Annotated in this window: 20 protein-coding genes; 11 read left to right on the top strand and 9 right to left on the bottom strand. The window is 31.3% G+C overall.

Going from position 1 to position 19,541, the window contains the following annotated elements; all coding sequences use genetic code 11:
- Nucleotides 1-9: 9 nt before the first annotated feature.
- The 4 genes from EU96_RS03860 to EU96_RS03845 all read left to right on the top strand — a co-directional run bounded on the left by EU96_RS03860 (nucleotide 10) and on the right by EU96_RS03845 (nucleotide 2,237).
- Nucleotides 10-522, top strand: coding sequence for a hypothetical protein (locus EU96_RS03860; protein WP_025922230.1), 513 nt, complete (start codon nucleotides 10-12; stop codon nucleotides 520-522).
- Between the two features lie 66 nt (nucleotides 523-588).
- Complete coding sequence (locus EU96_RS03855; protein ID WP_032526778.1) at nucleotides 589-1,086, top strand: YajQ family cyclic di-GMP-binding protein; 498 nt, start codon at nucleotides 589-591, stop codon at nucleotides 1,084-1,086.
- Between the two features lie 28 nt (nucleotides 1,087-1,114).
- Nucleotides 1,115-1,324: a hypothetical protein gene (locus EU96_RS03850; protein ID WP_032526779.1), complete on the top strand. Its 210-nt coding sequence runs from the start codon at nucleotides 1,115-1,117 to the stop codon at nucleotides 1,322-1,324.
- 109 nt (nucleotides 1,325-1,433) lie between these two features.
- On the top strand, nucleotides 1,434-2,237 hold the full coding sequence (locus EU96_RS03845; RefSeq protein WP_032526780.1) for a prohibitin family protein: 804 nt from the start codon (nucleotides 1,434-1,436) through the stop codon (nucleotides 2,235-2,237).
- Between the two features lie 70 nt (nucleotides 2,238-2,307).
- On the opposite strand, the gene hemL is transcribed toward EU96_RS03845, so the two are convergent.
- The gene (hemL, locus tag EU96_RS03840) at nucleotides 2,308-3,609 is read right to left on the bottom strand and encodes a glutamate-1-semialdehyde 2,1-aminomutase (protein WP_032526781.1); all 1,302 of its coding nucleotides are present in this window, start codon (nucleotides 3,607-3,609) and stop codon (nucleotides 2,308-2,310) included.
- A 226-nt stretch (nucleotides 3,610-3,835) separates the two neighbouring features.
- Nucleotides 3,836-4,681, bottom strand: coding sequence for an exodeoxyribonuclease III (gene xth, locus EU96_RS03835; RefSeq protein WP_032526782.1), 846 nt, complete (start codon nucleotides 4,679-4,681; stop codon nucleotides 3,836-3,838).
- A gap of 71 nt (nucleotides 4,682-4,752) precedes the next feature.
- Between xth and EU96_RS10555 the strand changes: the two genes are divergently transcribed.
- From EU96_RS10555 to EU96_RS03815, 4 genes are read left to right on the top strand one after another with little or no spacing between them, the layout of a single operon-like run.
- The gene (locus EU96_RS10555; protein WP_032526783.1) at nucleotides 4,753-5,037 is read left to right on the top strand and encodes a hypothetical protein; all 285 of its coding nucleotides are present in this window, start codon (nucleotides 4,753-4,755) and stop codon (nucleotides 5,035-5,037) included.
- Between the two features lie 39 nt (nucleotides 5,038-5,076).
- A complete protein-coding gene (locus EU96_RS03825; RefSeq protein ID WP_032526784.1) occupies nucleotides 5,077-5,676 on the top strand; it encodes a hypothetical protein in 600 nt (199 codons plus the stop codon).
- A gap of 52 nt (nucleotides 5,677-5,728) precedes the next feature.
- Nucleotides 5,729-6,955 (top strand): nickel pincer cofactor biosynthesis protein LarC, encoded by a 1,227-nt coding sequence (gene larC, locus EU96_RS03820; RefSeq protein WP_032526785.1) that lies wholly within the window; start codon nucleotides 5,729-5,731, stop codon nucleotides 6,953-6,955.
- Nucleotides 6,952-7,908, top strand: coding sequence for a lysylphosphatidylglycerol synthase domain-containing protein (locus EU96_RS03815; protein WP_032526787.1), 957 nt, complete (start codon nucleotides 6,952-6,954; stop codon nucleotides 7,906-7,908). Before larC ends, EU96_RS03815 begins: the two co-directional genes overlap by 4 nt.
- On the opposite strand, the gene EU96_RS03810 is transcribed toward EU96_RS03815, so the two are convergent.
- From EU96_RS03810 to EU96_RS03795, 4 genes are read right to left on the bottom strand one after another with little or no spacing between them, the layout of a single operon-like run.
- Nucleotides 7,905-9,443: an ABC transporter permease gene (locus EU96_RS03810; protein ID WP_032526788.1), complete on the bottom strand. Its 1,539-nt coding sequence runs from the start codon at nucleotides 9,441-9,443 to the stop codon at nucleotides 7,905-7,907. The genes EU96_RS03815 and EU96_RS03810 overlap by 4 nt on opposite strands.
- 26 nt (nucleotides 9,444-9,469) lie before the next feature.
- A complete protein-coding gene (locus tag EU96_RS03805; RefSeq protein WP_032526790.1) occupies nucleotides 9,470-10,516 on the bottom strand; it encodes a CobW family GTP-binding protein in 1,047 nt (348 codons plus the stop codon).
- Nucleotides 10,517-10,543: 27 nt separating this feature from the next.
- Nucleotides 10,544-10,834 (bottom strand): 4a-hydroxytetrahydrobiopterin dehydratase, encoded by a 291-nt coding sequence (locus tag EU96_RS03800; protein ID WP_032527015.1) that lies wholly within the window; start codon nucleotides 10,832-10,834, stop codon nucleotides 10,544-10,546.
- A gap of 38 nt (nucleotides 10,835-10,872) precedes the next feature.
- Nucleotides 10,873-11,328 (bottom strand): secondary thiamine-phosphate synthase enzyme YjbQ, encoded by a 456-nt coding sequence (locus tag EU96_RS03795; protein WP_032526791.1) that lies wholly within the window; start codon nucleotides 11,326-11,328, stop codon nucleotides 10,873-10,875.
- Nucleotides 11,329-11,438: 110 nt separating this feature from the next.
- Between EU96_RS03795 and EU96_RS03790 the strand changes: the two genes are divergently transcribed.
- Together EU96_RS03790 and EU96_RS03785 are read left to right on the top strand one after the other, a co-directional pair.
- Nucleotides 11,439-12,944: a carboxypeptidase M32 gene (locus EU96_RS03790; RefSeq protein WP_032526792.1), complete on the top strand. Its 1,506-nt coding sequence runs from the start codon at nucleotides 11,439-11,441 to the stop codon at nucleotides 12,942-12,944.
- Between the two features lie 63 nt (nucleotides 12,945-13,007).
- Entirely contained in the window at nucleotides 13,008-13,595 is a 588-nt protein-coding gene (locus EU96_RS03785; RefSeq protein WP_032526793.1) for an inorganic diphosphatase, read from the top strand.
- A gap of 6 nt (nucleotides 13,596-13,601) precedes the next feature.
- Here EU96_RS03785 and hemC read toward each other — a convergent pair whose 3' ends face one another.
- Nucleotides 13,602-14,552: a hydroxymethylbilane synthase gene (gene hemC / locus EU96_RS03780; RefSeq protein ID WP_032526794.1), complete on the bottom strand. Its 951-nt coding sequence runs from the start codon at nucleotides 14,550-14,552 to the stop codon at nucleotides 13,602-13,604.
- Nucleotides 14,553-14,649: 97 nt separating this feature from the next.
- Entirely contained in the window at nucleotides 14,650-15,831 is a 1,182-nt protein-coding gene (gene rpoD / locus EU96_RS03775) for an RNA polymerase sigma factor RpoD (protein ID WP_032526796.1), read from the bottom strand.
- 323 nt (nucleotides 15,832-16,154) lie between these two features.
- Between rpoD and priA the strand changes: the two genes are divergently transcribed.
- Nucleotides 16,155-18,431 (top strand): replication restart helicase PriA, encoded by a 2,277-nt coding sequence (priA, locus tag EU96_RS03770; protein WP_032526797.1) that lies wholly within the window; start codon nucleotides 16,155-16,157, stop codon nucleotides 18,429-18,431.
- On the opposite strand, the gene EU96_RS03765 is transcribed toward priA, so the two are convergent.
- A complete protein-coding gene (locus EU96_RS03765; RefSeq protein WP_032526799.1) occupies nucleotides 18,432-19,541 on the bottom strand; it encodes a DUF3153 domain-containing protein in 1,110 nt (369 codons plus the stop codon).

Below are 19,541 nucleotides of genomic sequence, written 5' to 3' on the forward strand. Positions count from 1 at the left end.
CATATTATTTTGAGTCGCTCTTTAGATCTACCAGCAACCGAAGGCGTTGATGCCTTAGCTCAAGAACTTGCAAAACTTCAAGATAATGGGAAAAGGAGGATTGCTTTTTTGGGTAGTAGGCACGTACCAGTTGTTGATATCCACTTAATTGAGTTGATAGCAAGGTCGTTAGCAGAGGAGGGACATAATATCCTCACTTCTGGATCTCAAGGAGTCAATGCAGCAGTCATTAGAGCTGTATTAGATATTAACCCATCATTATTGACTGTCTTATTACCACAAAGCCTTGACAGACAAATACCCGAAATAAAGGATCAACTTGAAAGGGTTATGCATTTGGTTGAAAAAAGTGAAAATGATGAATTGCCTTTGCCGCTTGCAAGCAGTCTTTGTAATCAAGAAATTATTTCTAGGTGTGATCAATTGATATGCTTTGCCTTTCACGATAGTGAAACTTTACTTAATAGTTGTAGATGCGCTGAAGAAATGGGGAAAGTGGTTAGTTTGTTGTTTTTTGATTAAAAAAATTCATTTCTCCTTATTGAGAGATGATTTATGCTAAAAATATTTAGCGTTTAAAAATTCACGATGGCAGAAAGTTTTTCATTTGATGTAGTGTCTGATTTTGAGAGACAGGAACTAGTAAACACTTTAGATCAAGTAAAAAGGGAAATTTCTCAGCGTTACGATTTGAAGGGAACAGATACTTCAGTTGATTTAGATAAAGAAAATATTTTTATAACCACTAATAGCGAACTTACCTTAAATGCTGTCAATGACATAATTAGACAAAAGGCAATAAAAAGAAACTTATCTTTAAAAATTTTTGACTATGGTGAAATTGAAATAGTTAGTGGTAATAGAGTGAAACAAACAATTTTATTAAAACAAGGAATTAAACAAGAAATAGCAAAAAAAATCAGTAAAAATATTAGAGATCAAATAAAAAAAATTAATGTCAGCATCAATGGAGAAACACTAAGAGTTTCTAGTAAGAGCAAAAATGATCTTCAATTAGCAATTAAGCTTGTTAGTGAGTTGGAAGATTCTTTGAATATTCCTCTAAAAGCTAATAACTTTAGATAAAATCTTTAGTAAGGATATTTTATAAAATATGGCAGATTATTCAGAATCTCTCATTTCATCATTGGTTAAGAAAGTAAAAGAATATCCACGTTTTTCAAAAGAGGAAATAGACAGATTTTGTTGGATGGCAGTACATGAGTATAAGCATGGTGTTTTACCATCTGAATATGACATTAGGGAGATAGATGAGAACCTTTATTTACAACTTTTGCAAGAATTTAAATTAAACATAGAGTAAATAATATTCATATTTCTTTTTACAATTATTAAAAAAATATTTTAATTAAATGCGTTATTAATGCACTAATTAGTCTATTTAAATATGATTAATTAAAAGAAAAAATTTAATGTCAACATCCTTTAAAAATGTCACACCTACAGGTCCAGGTGGCACAGCAACATTATTGATTGTATTGTCCTTTACGGGCTTTCTTTTGCTCACCCAAGCTCTCTTTGTTGTTCCGTCTGGACAAGTTGCAGTAGTTACAACATTAGGGAAAGTAAGTGGCCCTTCTAGAAGGGCCGGTTTAAACTTTAAACTTCCATTTATTCAGTCTGTATATCCATTTGATATTAAAACTCAAGTTCAACCCGAAAAATTTGAAACTTTAACTAAAGATCTTCAGGTTATTAGGGCTACAGCCACTGTTAAGTATTCAGTGAAACCCAACGAGGCAGGAAGAATTTTTGCAACAATTGCAAGTAGAAATAGCGATGTTTATCAAAAAATTGTTCAGCCATCTTTACTTAAAGCTCTAAAATCAGTCTTTTCTCAATATGAGCTAGAAACAATCGCTACTGAATTTGCAGTAATTTCTGAAAAAGTAGGGGATACTGTTTCTCAAGAACTGAATTCATTCGATTATGTAGATGTTAAAAGTTTAGATCTTACTGGATTAGAGATTGCTGAAGAATACAGAGCTGCTATTGAACAAAAGCAAATAGCGGGTCAGCAATTACTAAGAGCAAAGACAGAAGTAGAAATTGCTGAACAAGAAGCACTCAGATATGAGACATTAAATAAAAGTCTTGACGATCAAGTACTTTTCAAATTATTTCTTGACAAATGGGATGGTAGTACACAAGTTGTTCCAGGCCTTCCAGGTTCAAATGGAGGAACTCCTCCGGTAATAGTTGGTGGTAGAAGATAATTTTTTTAAATTAATATTTCTTTAACAGTTAATCATTTACTTTTTTCTTTAAGCAAAGATAAGTAAATGATTATTTTTTTATTGCATTAAAAGATTGATCAAAGGCCTCGATAGTTTTATCAATTTCTTCTTCACTATGAGCTAGTGATGTAAAACCAGCTTCAAAAGGACTTGGCGCTAGGTAAATTCCTCGTTGAAGCATCTCTCTGTGCAACTTCCCAAAAAGTTCAGCATCATTTGTTTTTGCTTCATCAAAGTTCCTAACTGGTCCATCACATAAGAAAAATCCAAACATTGCGCTTACACTTCCACCGTTAATAGCTAAACCATTATTTTCTGCAGACTGAATTATCCCTTCAATTAATCTAGAAGTTGTTGAATCTAGTTTTTCGTATGTACCTTCTTGTTTGAGTAGTTCAAGAGTTTTTATTCCAGCAGTCATTGCGAGTGGGTTTCCGCTCAATGTACCTGCCTGGTAGACCGGTCCTGAAGGGGCTACCATAGACATTATTTCTTTCTTTCCTCCATAGGCTCCAACAGGTAGGCCTCCACCAATTACTTTCCCAAGTGTGGTTAAATCAGGAGTAACTCCAAATTTTTCTTGAGCGCCTCCATAACTTATTCTGAATCCAGTCATAACTTCATCAAAAACTAATAAGGATCCATTCTCAGTGGTTAATTCTCTTAACCCTTCCAAGAATCCAGGTTCTGGAGTAATAAATCCAGCATTCCCAACAATAGGCTCAAGAATTACACCTGAAATGGCATCAGGATTTTCAGAAAATAATTTTTTTACTGCTTCAAGATCATTGTAGGGGGCAGTAAGTGTGTTGGCAGTTGTTGTTCGTGGAACCCCTGGAGAGTCTGGTAGTCCTAGAGTTGCTACCCCTGATCCTGCTTTAACTAAAAACATGTCTGCATGACCGTGATAGCAACCGTCAAATTTAATAACTTTATCTCTTCCAGTAAATGCCCTCATAAGCCTCAAAACAGCCATGCAGGCTTCAGTCCCACTATTGACAAATCTAACCATTTCTACAGATGGGACTGCATCTATTACCATTTCAGCAAGTTTATTCTCTAAAACGCATGGAGCACCAAAGCTAGTGCCTTTCTCAATTGCTTCCTGTAATGCAGTGGTAACTTCAGGGTGGGCATGTCCACATATAGCTGGCCCCCAACTTCCTATATAGTCAATATATCTATTTCCATCAATATCCCAAGCAAAGGGACCTTTGACTCTATCAAAAACAATTGGCTGCCCTCCGACAGACTTAAAAGCTCTTACTGGAGAACTAACTCCTCCGGGCATTAATTCTTGGGCAGCAGAGAAAATCTGTTCTGATTTGGTGTAATTTAATATGTCAGTCACAATTTAACTAAATGATGTTTTGAGAAAAATCTTGTCATGTTCTAAATTAGAAATAAGTAAAAATTTTGTCAATCAGGTTGAAATTCTACATTATGATATTTTTATTACGATAGTTTGGATTGTAAATTATTAATTTTTAGGAAATCATGATAGAAATCAAGAGCACCCTAAATAACTCTTTATTAATAAGCGTTTTCGGGCATTAAAAAAAATCAATTTATTTTATTTATATTTCGAAAAAATTTTCCTCATCATCAAAAAAATCTACATTTATTTCGTTCAAGTTAAGATCTATCATTACTGGGGCATGATCACTTGGACGTAAATTCTCTCTAGGTGAGCTGTCTATGACACAACTTTTAAGTTTAGATGACAGTTCTTTGCTGATGTAAATATGGTCTATTCTCCAACCTTTATTTAATTCATATGCGTTATTACGGTAATCCCACCAACTCCAATGGCCAGTATTTTTTTCAAAAATCCTGAAAGAATCTATTAATCGTTCTTTCAGAACATTATTTAGTGCATTTCTCTCTATTTCTGATGCCATTATTCCTCCTTCATATTTATTTGGATCATGAATATCCAAGTTAGATGGAGCAACATTAAAATCACCCATAAGACAAATTAAGTCTCCTTTTTTTTCTTGCTCATCTAAAAATGAAGCTAAACAATTTAACCAATTAATTTTGTATTCGAACTTACTAGATTCTAGAGAAGATCCATTTGGCACATAGACATTAATAATCTTAAGTCCTTTGATATCAGCAGAAATAAATCTTTTTTGATCTTGGAAAATTTCGATATTTTGATCAAATTCGGTACAACCGTAGAATCCTTTTTTAACATTTTCTGCTTTTATTTTTGAAATAATAGCAACACCATTGTATGATTTTTGTCCGGAGACCTCCACTGAGTATCCTAATTTTTCAAAAGGGTCAGCTGGGAAACTATCATCCATCACTTTTGTTTCCTGCAAACATAGAATATCTGGATTGACTTGATTTATCCAATCAATTATTTGTGAAAGTCTTGTTCTTATAGAGTTAACATTCCAAGTTGCTATTAACAAATTTCTACCAAATTATGTAAAATTAAATTAGCAAAGAATTTTGGCTTTAAAGAATTTTGAAATTAAATAAAATGAAAAATTATTTTTGCAAAAGCCTACCTAAATCTATACCTTTATTAATTTTTTTTATTTCCTTAATTTCCTTAAAAGGTAATTTACTAAATGCTGAATATTTAGTTGAAGAATTAGAAATCGACTCATCAACTAAAACAGAAGAGAATAATTCAGCTCTGCCAACTAATCCATTTGAACTTGTGGAGATGATTAGGAGACAAAATAGTATGAATGATGCGACTAATCCATCTGATGCTATTGACAATGCGTTAAAGTCTTTTAATAGTTTGGAGGAGAAATAAGAAATTTAATTCGATAAATTGTAATTTCTAATTTTTAAAATGTTAAAAAACCCTATTCCACAAGTTACTAATAAATTACAGTTCAGAGCAATCGGTATTATTAATGGTAAATTTATTCCCCATGATATTGAGCAATTAAATAGAGGCTTTTTAATTGATAATAAAGGCGAAAAAATTGAAACAGTAATACTAGGTAAAGCATTATCACTTTTAAAAAAGCATATTGATTTAAATAAAAGTTATTATTGGGTTGTTTATCCAAAGAATAAAAATACTCAAAACTTGCATTTACAGGTTGCAGGTATCTGGGATCCTTATCAATTGAATGATTTCCCAAATGATTCTTCAAAAAATAACTTCTCTAAATTGCTAGAAGAATTAGATTTAAAAGATAATTACTTTTCTGTTAGAGGAGAATTAGTTTTTGTCAATACTCAAAAAAAAGAAATTGTTATTAAAATCAGCTCTGCTTCAAAGTTAAAGAATTTAAAAAATAAAAATTTTAAATTAGTTATAAAAGGCGAGCTTTCTCTTGAACTTCTCAATAGTTTTGTAAGTTTAGATATTAACAGAGATGGAAATGCTTTGAAATTAATTAGGTACGAAGTTATTGAAAAAGATCTTTCTGGAAATAACTAGAATGAAAGGTTGATTCTCATCGCAATTTTACCAATCAAGAAATCTTAGATTTATGGAAGATATTTTAATTGAATGTTCTCCTGGGATCTCTGGAGATATGTTGTTAGGAGCTTTTTATGATTTAGGTGTGCCTAAAAAAGTTATTGAACAACCACTTATTGATCTTGGATTAAACGATCAATATCATCTAGAGTTTCAAGAATCAAAAAGTTGTTCGATTAGAGGGGTCAAGGCAAAGGTTGATAATATTTATTGCAGTCCTATCAAAAGAACTTGGAGAAGTATTAAAGAACTTATTTCAAATGGGCACTTAGAAGATAAATTAAAGCAAATAATTTATGAAGTATTTGAATCTTTAGCAATTGCAGAAGGAATAGTTCATGGCATCAAATCTGAGGATGTTCATTTTCATGAAATTGGAGCGATTGATTCATTAGTGGATATCATAGGAGTATGTGCCTCATTGAATTACTTAAACCCAAAGAAGGTTTATTGTAATGAACCGATGTTGGGGACAGGTTTTGTTCAAACTGAACATGGAAAATTATCTGTTCCAGCTCCTGCTGTAATAGAGCTAATAAGACAAAAAAATATTAAGGTTTTATCAGGCTTTGATTCAATAGAGGGTGAACTATCTACGCCAACTGGTATTGCCTTACTTTCTAATTTGGCAGATTATCTTGAACCTCCTCCAAAATATTCTATTAACTCTTATGGAGTAGGCATTGGTAACCTAAAATTTTCATTCCCTAATTTGGTAAGAGTTTATAAAATTATCTCATTTGAGGATTCTTCTATTAATGAACAAATTAATCCGAAGTGTGAAGAGATATCTGTTCAAGAAGCATGGATTGACGACCAAACACCTGAAGATGTATCTAATTTTGTAGAGAAACTGAGAATTGAGGGGGCCTACGACGTTTCTTATCAAGCTATCAATATGAAAAAAAATAGAATTGGATTTTCTATTCAAGCAATCTTGCCAATAGAAAAAAGAGAATTTTTTAGACGATTATGGTTTGATTATTCTAATACTATTGGAGTTCGTGAAAAGACCCAATCTAGGTGGATATTGCTTAGAAGGAGAGGCGAATGTTCAACGACTTTTGGAAATATAAAAGTTAAACAGACTTTGAAACCTGATGGATCAATAACTATGAAACCAGAAAATGACGAAGTTTTGAGATTAAAACTAGAGTATAAAATTTCAACTTATGAAATAAGAAAAATAATAAAAGAGTCAAGTAGAAACTTTAATGCATTTGAAAACTGGAAATGACATTTAATATACTTAATAAACCATATTGGAAATTGCTTAAAAAAATTAATTTTGGTGGTTTAAAGAGTATTTTTTTTATTTCAAGCTTGTTATATTTTTGCATCTATTTTTTTAAAAATATCGATAAAATGTCTTTTGATATAAATTTAGAAAAAAATGGTATTAATCTAATATTATCGTTTTCATTTTGTGTTTTGAGTATTTACCTTAACGCTTATGCATGGAAAAATATTGTTAAATGGTTTGGTGAAGAATTTAAAAGTAATAATCTAGTTTCTTTTTATGTTTTAACCAATATTCTTAAATATGTTCCAGGAGGGATTTGGCATTTTGTTGAAAGATTTAATTTTATAAAAGAAATAAGTAATCCTCAGATTGCCTTGTATTCGACAGTTATAGAACCTTACTTTATGTTGAGTGGATCTTTTCTATTGGCATCGCTGGGAGTAATTTTTTCACCAATTTACTTTTTTTTAACTTTGCCTTTAGTATTTTTAAATAGGAAATTAATTTATCTTGTATTAAAACGATTAGGGTCTCTTAAGGGGAAAATATTTGAGGTTTTGAGACTTGCAAATTCAAAGAATAAATTTGAAAAGAGAATAAATATAATTTCTTTTTTCCCTACCAGAGCGTTATTACTTGAAATTGGTTTTGTTTTATCTAAATTTATTGGATTTTATATTATCCTAAATACTTTTTATACAAGTAATACTCTCAACATCTTATTTTTATTAGTAATCTTTTCTTTGTCATGGTCTTTAGGTTTGGCAGTCCCAGCAGCTCCAGGAGGGGTTGGGGTTTTTGAAGCCTGCTTCCTTTTTCTTATTGGTAGAAATATTCCACAAAATACAATTCTTGTCAGTTTAATTTATTTTAGGGTTATGTCTACCTCGGCAGATTTGTTTTTAAGCTTTCCTCTTTTAATTAGAAAACTGTTTAAAAGAATTTAGTTTTTTTTCTCTAAACTTGGTATCAATGTAATTGATGCAATAAGCCCTAAAGTCATAATAAGAATAGCTGGTAATATTGCCTCTAAGATTCTTTCATCTCCAGCATATTGATATATTCTTACAGATAATGTATCGAAATCGAATGGTCTTAAAATAAATGTTATGGGTAATTCTTTTATAGTGTCTACAAAAACTAAAAGTGATCCTACAAATATTGGTCCTTGGAGTAGAGGTAGATGAATTCTTTTGATGATTCCAAACTTATTCTCTCCTAGTCCAAGTGCAGCTTCATCAAGACTAGGAGAAATTCTCTCAAGGCTTGAATCAATAGAACCCTTAGAAATAGTTAGAAATCGGACAAGATAACCCCAGATTAGTAAGCAAATAGCAATGAAATTGAATTTTGAAGAAGAAATGCTTATTAAAGATAAAGCTAATACCGTCCCTGGGATTGCGTAACCTATTCCAGCAAGGTTTGTTATTAGTCCTAATAATAAGCTTTTGTTTGTTCGTCTAGCTAAGGAAATTATTAAGGAGAATAGCATCGTTATTAATGCAGTAAAAATTCCTAAACTAATAGTCCTTAGTGATAGGGTAAGTAATTCTATAGATAACCCTTTTTGAATTTGATCGATATTTAGCAGAACCCAAAAACATGGAATTCCAAAAGAGAAAATCGGAGGAAATAAGGATATGGTTATTGCCAAAAGAGCTCTAGTTTTTTTTAATTCCCATCCTTGAGAATCTTGTGATGCAGGATTTTCACTCCACCTCTTTGATTTTCTTCTTGAGAATTTTTCAAAAATAATTAAAGTGAAAATTATTAACAAGGCTACCAAAGATAATCCAATAGCACTTTTTGGATTACCCTCAATTATCCAATTTTCGGCTATTCCGGTAGAAATACTTGGAATGTTTAATAATGCAAATGTACCTAACTCATTCATTACTTCCATACACATTAAACTTATTCCTGTTATTAGTGCAGGTAACGCCATTGGTAAAGCGATTTTAAAGAAGCTACTCCATGGGCCGACTCCTAATCCTCTACTGGCATTGATTTGATTGATTCCAAATTTATTAAAACTTTCGTTAGCAAGAATGAATACATATGGATAAGTAGAAATTGAAAGTATTAAAACCCCCCACCAAAAACCAGTTACTTGATACCCAAAAACACTTCCTAAATCCTGCAAAATAGCTGTTATTAGATATGCTGGGGCAGCTAGAGGGACTAGCTGACAAATACGGAGAACTTTTCTGAACTTAAAATCACAGTTTGAAAGTAGCCAGCCATTCAAGGTTCCTAATCCCCCTCCAAATAAACTTGTCATTGCTAAAAGTTTTAAAGTTCCTAGTACCTCTTCTCCTCCTGCAATTCCTAATGAAAAATTCCCACCAAAAACATATACAACTCCTTCAAGAAGAAAATTAGAAATGGGAATGATTACAAAAAATGCAACAATAATTGAAGCGATATAAAAAGGTTTTAATTCGCTTAATGCTTTTTTTAATCCCTTAATAATTATTGTCAAAAATCAATCAAGCCCTATTATGTACTCTAATTTGAATTAAATCTACATGATGAAAGTTGATTCTTAATAGTTTGATGATCTAAGTTTTTCCCAATTATTACTATCTTGTTAGATTTTTCCTTCGTCCATTCTTGGTCATCTAGAGAAAACCGTTTCCCAGATAGGTGAAAAATGTGTTTTCGCCCACTTTCCATAAACCATAAGATTCCTTTTGCTCTAAATATATTTTGTGATATTTGATTGTCTAAAAAATATTGAAACTTCCTTAAGGAAAATGGTTCAAATGTCTCATAAGAAACTGATGTAAACCCTTCGATATTATTAATCAAATCGTGTGAATGAGAAGAGTGATCGTGTGAATGAGAAGAGTGATCGTGTGAATGAGAAGAGTGATCGTGTGAATGAGAAGAGTGATCGTGTGAATTGTCTTCTACATTTTTCTTTTTTTTCTCGAATTGAAAAGTATCTGTCTCAAAAAGACCAACGCTCATTATAGTTTGTAAACCAACTTCACTATTTATTGATCTCAAGATTCTGGGTTCTTTTTTTATATTATTTATAAAATTTTCTACTTTCTTTAATTGTTCTTCATTCACTAAATCACATTTATTTAGAAGGAGGATATCTCCGTATAAAATTTGAGAATAAGCGACACTTGTATTATTAATTTCAAAATCAAAATTTTCTCCATCAATAACAGTGATGATCGAATCTAACCTTACTTTTTCTCTAAGATCACCAGCCGCAAAAGTCATAGCTACTGGTAATGGATCTGCTAGCCCAGTTGTCTCAACAATTAAATAGTCTATTTTTTCAGCTTTTTCTAAAACTTTGGAGACTGTATTTAATAATTCGCCATTGATAGAGCAACATATACATCCATTATTTAATTCAATCATATCTTCTGAACCTTCTATTATTAAGTCATTATCTATTCCGATCTCTCCAAATTCGTTAACTAAAACAGCTGTTCTAATGCCAACTTGATTTTCTAAAATATGATTTAAAAGTGTGGTTTTGCCAGAACCTAAAAATCCACTGATAATCGTAACTGGCAATAACTTTTTAGACATTTTGATTATTTTAAAAAAATTTGTATTTTATTGATCGAAAATTTTGTTGATTTCCGAAGCTAATGTTTGATCCAGATTTGTAATGCCTCCCAAATCATGTGTATTTAATTTAATTATTACTTTTGCATAAACATTCTCCCAGTTTGGATGATGGTTATATTTTTCACAGATCAAAGCAACCTTAGTCATAAAAGCGAAGGCTTCAATAAAATTTGCGAAGTTAAATTCTTTTTGGATTTGTTTAGATTTAATTTCCCATCCTGGTATTTTGACAAATAATTCATTCAATTCTCCTTCTTGCAAAAGGTATGGTTCCATTAAAAAACTAATCTGACTTGATTCCATTATAAATAATTTTAATTTTTCTCACCAATTATATGTACATTTATAATTCTTTCCTTTTGATCAAATCTATGTTCCCATAAATAAACTGCTTGCCATGTGCCAAGCATGATTTTCCCGTCTTGAAAACTCAAAGATAAACAAGTGTTTGTTAAGGATGTTTTAATATGTGCTGGCATATCGTCAGCTCCTTCTTGATAATGTTTATATGATATTTCTTTTCTATCTTTTGATAAGGTTAAGTAGGAATCATAGGGAACTATAGATTGCATATATTTTTTTAGGTCTCTTAGTACATTTGGATCTGCGTTCTCATTAATAGTTAAGCTGCAACTGGTATGAAGTGAAGTTAAATTAAAAATTCCGGAATGAAAATTATTTTTTTCAATATATAAATTTAAATCATATGTGATGTCAATAAAACCCTCTCCATTGGTTATGTATTTTAATTTTGAAAATATTTGTTCCATATAAATTAAAAAACTTAATTAATCAATATTCTATTATGGATAAATATTTATGTTTTTATGCAGACATTATAATTTTTATCTTAAAATAAATTTATTTAAAATTTAAATTTTTGGCCGAAACTCAATGGAATAAGCTGGGTGCTTATCTTAAAGAAACTCAAATATTAGGTTCAATCCAAAATACACTTTATTGGGATCAGAATACTGGGATGCCAAAGAAAGGAGCTTCTTGGAGGTCTGAACAACTTACTTATATTGCAAAAGTATTGCATAAAAGAAATTCTTCAGAAGAATTTTCTAATTTAATACAATCTGCTAAAAATGAACTATTAGATATTGATAGAAATTCCGATAATCAACTTTTTATCAAAGATAAAGAAAGAAATATTAATCTTTTATTGAAGGAATTTAATAGAGAAAGAAATTTAGATCCTAAATTAGTTGAGTCTTTGGCAAAGGCAAAATCTAAAGGGTATGAAAGCTGGCAAGAAGCTAAGAAAAAATCAGATTTTAAAATTTTTCTTCCATTATTTAAAGAATTACTCAAATTGCGGATTGAAGAGGCAAAACAAATATCTGATCAATATTCACCTTGGGAGACATTAGCCCAACCCTTTGAACCAGAATTAACTTTGAAATGGTTGAAAAAAATGTTTCAACCATTAAAAGAAACTATCCCAGCCTTGATTAAAGGAATTAATAAATCAAAAAAAAATCATTGGGATTTAAGTCCAGAATCTCAACAAAATTTATGTTCTAAATTACTTGATGAGTTTGGGAGAGATAAAGATCTCGTTGTTGTTGGTAAATCTCCTCATCCTTTCTCGATTACATTAGGACCTAATGATTATAGGATTACTACAAGGATTGTTGAAGGTGAACCATTATCAAGTTTCCTAGCAACTGCGCATGAGTGGGGACATTCAATTTATGAGCAGGGTTTGCCATCTCAAAGTCATCAATGGTTTGCTTGGCCTTTAGGTCAAGCAACTTCTATGGGGATTCATGAAAGTCAATCTTTATTTTGGGAAAATAGAATAGTTAAATCCCAATCTTTTTCAAAAAGATTTTTCAAAAAATTTGTTTCGGCTGGATGTTCGCTAAATAATTATTTAGAACTCTGGAAATCTATTAATCATTTGGAAGCAGGCTTAAATAGGGTTGAAGCAGATGAATTGACTTATGGCTTACACATATTAATAAGAACCGAACTCGAAATAGATTTAATTGAAAGAGGGTTACCTGCTGAAGATATTCCAACAGAATGGAATAAAAGATATGATGAACTTCTAGGAATAAAACCATCTAATGATTCAGAAGGTTGTCTTCAAGATGTTCATTGGAGCGAAGGTGCGTTTGGCTATTTCCCCTCATATTTGTTAGGACATCTTATAAGTGCACAAATTTCAAATCAAATGGAAAGAGACATTGGTTTGATTGATAACTTAATTGAAAATGGTGAATATCAAAAGATCATCGTTTGGTTAAAAAATAATATACACAAATATGGCAGATCCGTTAATTCTATGGAGTTGGTAAGAGCTGTAACTAATGAAGAATTATCGCCAAACTATTTTATTAATCATTTAAGGTCTAAACTAGATGATTTTTGCTGAAACATTACTTTTAAAGAATTTGGTTGGGTGTGAGGATGTAATATAAACAAAAATAATTTCTTGATGGCTAATCTTAATCAACCCCCAAGTAGGGTTACACCAAATCTATTACATATACTAAATGCTTTCACTGATAGCTCAAATTCAATAGTTAACACTATTGTTGAATTGAATTCTAATACGATAAATAAATATGAATTAATTACAGAAACGGGTCATCTTAAACTTGATAGGGTGGGTTATTCTTCACTTGCTTATCCCTTTGCTTATGGTTGTATACCAAGGACTTGGGATGAAGATGGTGATCCACTTGATATAGAAATTGTTGGAGTTGCTGAGCCATTGATTCCTGGTTCTATTGTCGAGGCTAGGATTATTGGTGTAATGAAATTTGATGATGGTGGAGAGGTAGATGATAAGGTAATAGCAGTTCTGGCTGATGATAAAAGAATGGGACATATCTCAAGTTTTAAAGACCTTGGAGAGCATTGGCTAAAAGAAACGAAGTATTATTGGGAACACTACAAAGATCTAAAAAAACCAGGAACATGTACTGTGAATGGTTTTTTTGGGATAGAAGAAGCTGTTGAAGTAATTAAAGATTGTGAAGATAGATATAAAAAAGAAATTGATCCTAAATTAGTAAATTAACTAATTCTATTTTTCTCTAAATTGTTCAAATATTTCGCTCAGTATTTCGTCTGCACCTTGGAGCTTTAGTTTTTTAGCGAGTTCTTTGCCTACTTCTTCAGGATCATTAATATTGCCAATATATTGATCTTTAATTAGTCTTTCTCCATCGAGAGATGCAACCATACCAGTAAGACAAAGTTGATCATTCTGAATTTTACTATTCACACCTATTGGCACTTGGCATCCCCCTTCAAGTTCTCTTAAAAAAGCCCTCTCTGCTAGACATCTTTGACTAGAGGGTTTATGTTCTAAGACATTTATAATTTCTAAAACCTTTTTATCATCAGATTTACATTCAATACCTAGTGCTCCTTGACCAACAGCATGAAGGGAAATTTCATTTGGAATAATCTGGTGAATTCTTGATTCAAATCCCAATCTCTTTAAACCAGCTGCAGCAAGAATTATGCAATCAAATTCACCGGCATCTAATTTTTCTATTCTTGTAATTACATTTCCCCTGATATCTTTAAATACAAGATGAGGATACTTATTTCTTAATTGTGCAAGTCTTCTCAGAGAGCTTGTCCCCACAATTGAACCTGCTGGTAAAGTTTCTAATTTATAACAATCATTTTTTTTGTTTACAACTAAAGCATCAGCAGGATCTTCTCTTTTTGTTATGCATCCTAATTTAAGGCCACTAGGTAAATTAGTTGGTAAATCTTTTAGAGAATGTACTGCTATATCTGCCTGGCCTACAAGCATTTGTGCTTCAAGTTCTTTTGTAAATAAACCTTTGTCACCGATTTTTGCTAAAGCTACATCAAGGATTTTGTCACCTTGAGTTGCCATAGCCTCAACGGATACCTCTAAATTGGGAATATTCCTTTCTAGTTGATCTTTAACCCATAAAGTTTGAACCATTGCTAGTTTACTTCTTCTACTAGCTATTTTCAGCTTAAAATTAGTCATTAAATATTATTTTGAGTTTGAATTAAAAATTAAGTCGAATTTATTTTAAGCTATTCTTTTGCAAGTTTCTAAAGCTGAAAATTATATTTAACTTTTTTTATTTTATATATTCTTTTAAAACTCCATTTCGATTTGGATGTCTAAGCTTTCTAAGAGCTTTTGCTTCTATTTGCCTGATTCTTTCTCTTGTTACATCAAAAATCTGTCCGATTTCTTCAAGAGTTTTCATTCGTCCGTCATCAATTCCATATCTCAACCTAAGCACATCTCTTTCTCTTGGACTGAGAGTCGCTAAAACTCCTTCTAAATCTTCTCTTAATAAGGTTTTAGAAACATCCTGCTCTGGATTTTCTATATCAGCTTCTATAAAGTCTCCAAGTCTTGAGTCTTCTTCTTTACCTATTGGAGTTTCTAAAGAAATAGGCAGCTGAGCACTTTTAGCTATAAATCTTAATTTTTCAATTGTCATTTCCATACTCTCAGCTATCTCTTCTTCACTTGGTTTTCTCCCAAATTCTTGGCTGAGAACTTTTGTGGTTTTTTTGATTCTGGATATTGTCTCGTATAAATGAACTGGCAATCTAATAGTCCTACTTTGATCTGCGATTGCTCTAGTAATGGCTTGGCGAATCCACCAAGTAGCATAAGTAGAGAATTTATAACCTTTTTCATGGTCAAATTTTTCTGCTGCCCTTATTAGACCCAAACTTCCTTCTTGTATTAAATCTTGAAATGATAAACCTCTATTCATATATTTTTTAGCAATAGAGACAACTAATCTTAAATTTGATTGCACCATTTTTTCTTTAGCTCTTCTTCCTAAAAGCAGTCTTCTTCTGAATTTGGAAAGAGGCATATCTATTAATTCGGCCCATTCTCTAACAGAAGGGAAATGGCCTTTTTCTGACTCATATTGAGTTGCCAGTTCTTCTAATTGGAGTAAATCAGCAATTTTTCTTGCGAGTTCAATTTCTTCATCTGGTCTTAAAAGTCTAATTCTTCCAATTTCTTGCAGGTAAACTCTGATTGAATCTTCAGTGTATATGCCTTTTGGTCCAAGCTTTATGTTCCCAAGACCTTTGTCTTCGTCTTCAGAATCACTAAACTCATTATTGGTTTCTAAGCTGCTTTCGTTTGAATCAGAAGATCCCTGTAAATTTTGACTATTAATATTACTATCTTCTTCAGCTACTGTTTCTAAATTAGTATTAATTTTTTTGTTAATCTTTTTTTTTGAACTAGGCTTGGAATTCTTCGATTCTGCTGCTACTGGACACATGATTTACTCCTTTCTACGGTGAATTTAACTAGATAAAATTTTATTTAGGGCTAATTTGTACATTTAGTAGTAAAGTACCCCTTAATTTGTAAAAGAACTTTTTCAGGAATGTTAAAAAAAAAAGTTTTTTAAATTGTTGAAAAATTTAAATAGTGCTATAGATTACCTAAAGTAAAAAGTCTTGGGATTTCTCAGACAGGCAGATCAGGTTTTGAATTTTCACTCAATGATCAAAGCTTCATGTCTCCCTTAAGAGCAGGATACTTACAATGTGAAAAAAACACTTTGTGGAATGTTCAACAATCCAATACTAAGAAAAAGTTTTGAAGCCGGCAAGTAATCAATTATTAAATATCTCCTATAAATTAGAAATATTGCTTGATATAGGTAGTAGTAATAATAGCTTTTACTATTTAGATGGAAATAATCTTGGGGTAGAAGTTGGGGATATTGTAATTGTGAAACTAAGAGGGAGATTATTGAATGGGTTGGTGATCTCCAAAGAGAACTTTTCGAAAATTAATCAAGATGAAGCAAATATTACTGCAGGAAGAAGTATAAGATATTTGTTTGTTGAAGGAATTTTGCAGAAAAGAATAATTGATAATTGTTGGAGAGAATGGATAGAGTCTCTAGCTTCTTTTTATATGGTTAGTAATTTAAAAATGTTTAAAACAGCATTTCCTCCAGGTTGGATTGGTAAATATAAAAAAAATTCACAAGGAATGAAAACTCAAATATGGATTGAAACCAAAAAAGGATTTGATATAAAAAAAAATGAATTGACCAATAAAGAATTTTTATTAATAAATACTTTGCCCGAAAAAGGTGATTGGCAAAGTGAATTAATAAAGTCTGGTTTTAATTACACTCTCATTAACTCAATGGTAAGTAAAAATTACCTGGTTAAATCTAAAAGAAAAAAGACAATAATTACTAAATTAAATTCCTTTTTAAATGATCATATTGCAACAAAAAAACCAAATCTTACATATGAGCAAAAAATTGCATTTCAAGAATTTCAAACAATGAAACCTGGAGATGCTTTACTTTTATGGGGTGAGACGGGTTCAGGGAAAACAGAAGTTTATATGAGAATTTCTGAATATCAATTATTTAAGAAAAAAAGTTGTTTGATACTTGCCCCAGAAATTGGCCTAATTCCGCAACTTGTTGATAGATTTAGTCGGCGATTTAATAATGTTGTTTACGAATATCATAGTAATTGTTCTTCTGGTCATAGAACGTTAGTTTGGAAGAAAATTATTAATGCTAATGAGCCTCTAATAGTTATAGGAACAAGGTCTGCAGTTTTTCTCCCAATTAAAAATCTAGGATTAATAATAATGGATGAAGAACATGATGTTTCATATAAGCAAGATAGCCCTATGCCTTGTTATGACGCAAGAGAGATTGCTATTGAAATTGTAAAAAGGAACTCTGCAAAGCTTATCTTTGGGAGTGCAACTCCATCAATGAAGACTTGGAAAAAGTGTTTTTTTGAAAAGGATTTTAAGTTGGTAAGAATGATTCAAAGGATATCAAGTAAAGAGGTGCCTGAAATAAGAATTATTGATATGCGTGATGAATTTAAGAAGGGAAATATGAAAATCTTATCCGATGAATTATTACAATTGCTACCTCAACTACGATTTAAGAATGAGCAGGCAATAATTTTGATCCCTAGAAGGGGGCATAGTGGGTTTTTAAGTTGTAGAAATTGCGGATATTTAATAAATTGTCCCAATTGTGACGTTCCTTTATCGGTTCATCTCGGTTCACAAGGAACAAAATGGTTAAGATGTCACTGGTGTGAGCATAAATCAAGACTGATCAATCGTTGCCCAGATTGTAATTCAAATGCCTTCAAACCTTTTGGAATAGGGACTCAAAGAGTTATTGAGTTTTTAAATGAAGAATTTCCAGACTTAAGAGTACTTCGCTTTGATCGAGATACAACCTCAGGAAAGGATGGTCATAGAGATATTCTTTCAAAGTTTTCTAGAGGTGATGCCGATATTCTTGTAGGGACTCAAATGTTAGCAAAAGGTATTGACATCCCCAATATCACTCTTTCAGTAGTTTTAGCAGCAGATGGATTGCTTCATCGTCCCGATATTTCGGCAGAAGAAAAATCATTACAATTGTTTTTACAATTAGCTGGCAGGGCAGGCAGGGCTCAAAAAAAAGGAAAAGTCATTTTTCAAACATATAAACCAAGCCATCCTGTAATTTCATATCTTCAAAATAGAGATTACGAAAGATTTTTAATTGAAAATTCGAAATTGAGAAAAGATGCAAATTTGTTCCCATTTTGCAAAATTTGCCTTCTTAAATTATCAGGTGAAAACTATGAATTAACTGAATCAATTGCAATAAAATTAGCAAAATATCTACTAAATCTTTGTGAGAAAAGGAATTGGAAATTAATTGGTCCTGCTCCAAGTTTAATTGCGAAAGTTGGGAAAAAATTTAGGTGGCAGATATTAATCCATGGTCCTGAAGGCTCAAAGATCCCTTTGCCAGATAGGTCATTATTATGGAAACTTATTCCAAAAAATGTTTTTTTAACAATTGACGTTAATCCAGTAGAGTTGTAATTACTTAGAAGGAAGTTGAGGTAAATCCGTACCTAACTTAAATCTATAGAATCTTAATAAATAAGCCAATATTATTATTATTAAAATAATAGTTATGCCAATCAACAATTTGTTCCAGCTCCAAAAAGAAAATTCTAGACTATTCATCTGACCCAGATTTAAATTCCAAATTATTAGATTTTTTGTGATTTCTAAGTTTGAATTATTTTTAAGAGTAAGGGAAGCTTTATTTGGGTGAATGATTTTCAAAATGAATTCTAAATCATCAACATTTTGAATAGAGCTGAGATCTAAATCCATTCTGTAAAAGTATTTTTTAAAAAAAATGAAGTTTTTTTGAGTAGTAATTATTTCTATATTTGTTGGTCCTCCCGCTAACTCTCCTGCAGTATTTTGGATTATTTTAAGAACTTGATTTGTATTTTCTAGATTAAGATTTTTATTTTTCAGAGAAAAAGTAGATGCATCTTGAGCAATTTCTGCATCAGGAAAAATATCTTTAATTTTCTCTTCAAATTTTATCTGCCAAGGTAATTTTTTAATGTATTTACTCTCTATCACTAAATTATTAGTTATTGAATCAAGTTCACTAATATCTAGAGTATTCTCAATTTTAACGCAGCCACTCAAGAGTGGAATTAATAATAATAATATTAAAAAAATGATCAGTGAAAAGCCCTTCTTAAAGGGTTTTGTTTCACCAGTTGGGGTATCAGTAACATTGATAAATTTCTTTTTCTCAACTACTACTTTTTTTTTGCCCAGTGAGTTAAGAGATTTTTTATTTAGTGATGGGTCGCTTTCAAACTGAACGTTCCAATTTTCTGGTTTTTTAATTTCAGGAGAATCTATAACTTCCATCAAATATTTTGCATTTTCTCTAGTCTTATTATCGTAGGATTTTAGAAGCTCTTTACAAAATCTTTTTGCCTCCTCCTTTTTATTGATACCACAAAGAGCAGTAATTAAAATGGTTCTTAAATTTACTCCCTCTTTACTTGATAAAGGAAATGATTCTATTATCGGTAAAAGAAATTCAATGCAATAATGATACTCACCTTTAGCTAAAGCAAGTTCCACGGTCTCTAAAACTTGCTCATAAGTTTTCAT

Source organism: Prochlorococcus marinus str. MIT 9302 (assembly GCF_000759975.1).
Classification (GTDB): Bacteria; Cyanobacteriota; Cyanobacteriia; order PCC-6307; family Cyanobiaceae; genus Prochlorococcus_A; species Prochlorococcus_A marinus_M.

Excerpts from the sequence above, each read along its gene's own strand:
- EU96_RS03825 (WP_032526784.1), top strand. The coding sequence starts at position 5,077 with ATGTTAAAAAACCCTATTCCACAAGTTACTAATAAATTACAGTTCAGA.
- EU96_RS03800 (WP_032527015.1), bottom strand. The coding sequence starts at position 10,834 with ATGGAACCATACCTTTTGCAAGAAGGAGAATTGAATGAATTATTTGTC.
- EU96_RS03855 (WP_032526778.1), top strand. The coding sequence starts at position 589 with ATGGCAGAAAGTTTTTCATTTGATGTAGTGTCTGATTTTGAGAGACAG.
- EU96_RS10555 (WP_032526783.1), top strand. The coding sequence starts at position 4,753 with ATGAAAAATTATTTTTGCAAAAGCCTACCTAAATCTATACCTTTATTA.
- EU96_RS03805 (WP_032526790.1), bottom strand. The coding sequence starts at position 10,516 with ATGTCTAAAAAGTTATTGCCAGTTACGATTATCAGTGGATTTTTAGGT.
- EU96_RS03850 (WP_032526779.1), top strand. The coding sequence starts at position 1,115 with ATGGCAGATTATTCAGAATCTCTCATTTCATCATTGGTTAAGAAAGTA.
- EU96_RS03785 (WP_032526793.1), top strand. The coding sequence starts at position 13,008 with ATGGCTAATCTTAATCAACCCCCAAGTAGGGTTACACCAAATCTATTA.
- EU96_RS03765 (WP_032526799.1), bottom strand. The coding sequence starts at position 19,541 with ATGAAAACTTATGAGCAAGTTTTAGAGACCGTGGAACTTGCTTTAGCT.
- hemC (WP_032526794.1), bottom strand. The coding sequence starts at position 14,552 with ATGACTAATTTTAAGCTGAAAATAGCTAGTAGAAGAAGTAAACTAGCA.
- EU96_RS03795 (WP_032526791.1), bottom strand. The coding sequence starts at position 11,328 with ATGGAACAAATATTTTCAAAATTAAAATACATAACCAATGGAGAGGGT.
- EU96_RS03815 (WP_032526787.1), top strand. The coding sequence starts at position 6,952 with ATGACATTTAATATACTTAATAAACCATATTGGAAATTGCTTAAAAAA.
- rpoD (WP_032526796.1), bottom strand. The coding sequence starts at position 15,831 with ATGTGTCCAGTAGCAGCAGAATCGAAGAATTCCAAGCCTAGTTCAAAA.
- EU96_RS03845 (WP_032526780.1), top strand. The coding sequence starts at position 1,434 with ATGTCAACATCCTTTAAAAATGTCACACCTACAGGTCCAGGTGGCACA.
- larC (WP_032526785.1), top strand. The coding sequence starts at position 5,729 with ATGGAAGATATTTTAATTGAATGTTCTCCTGGGATCTCTGGAGATATG.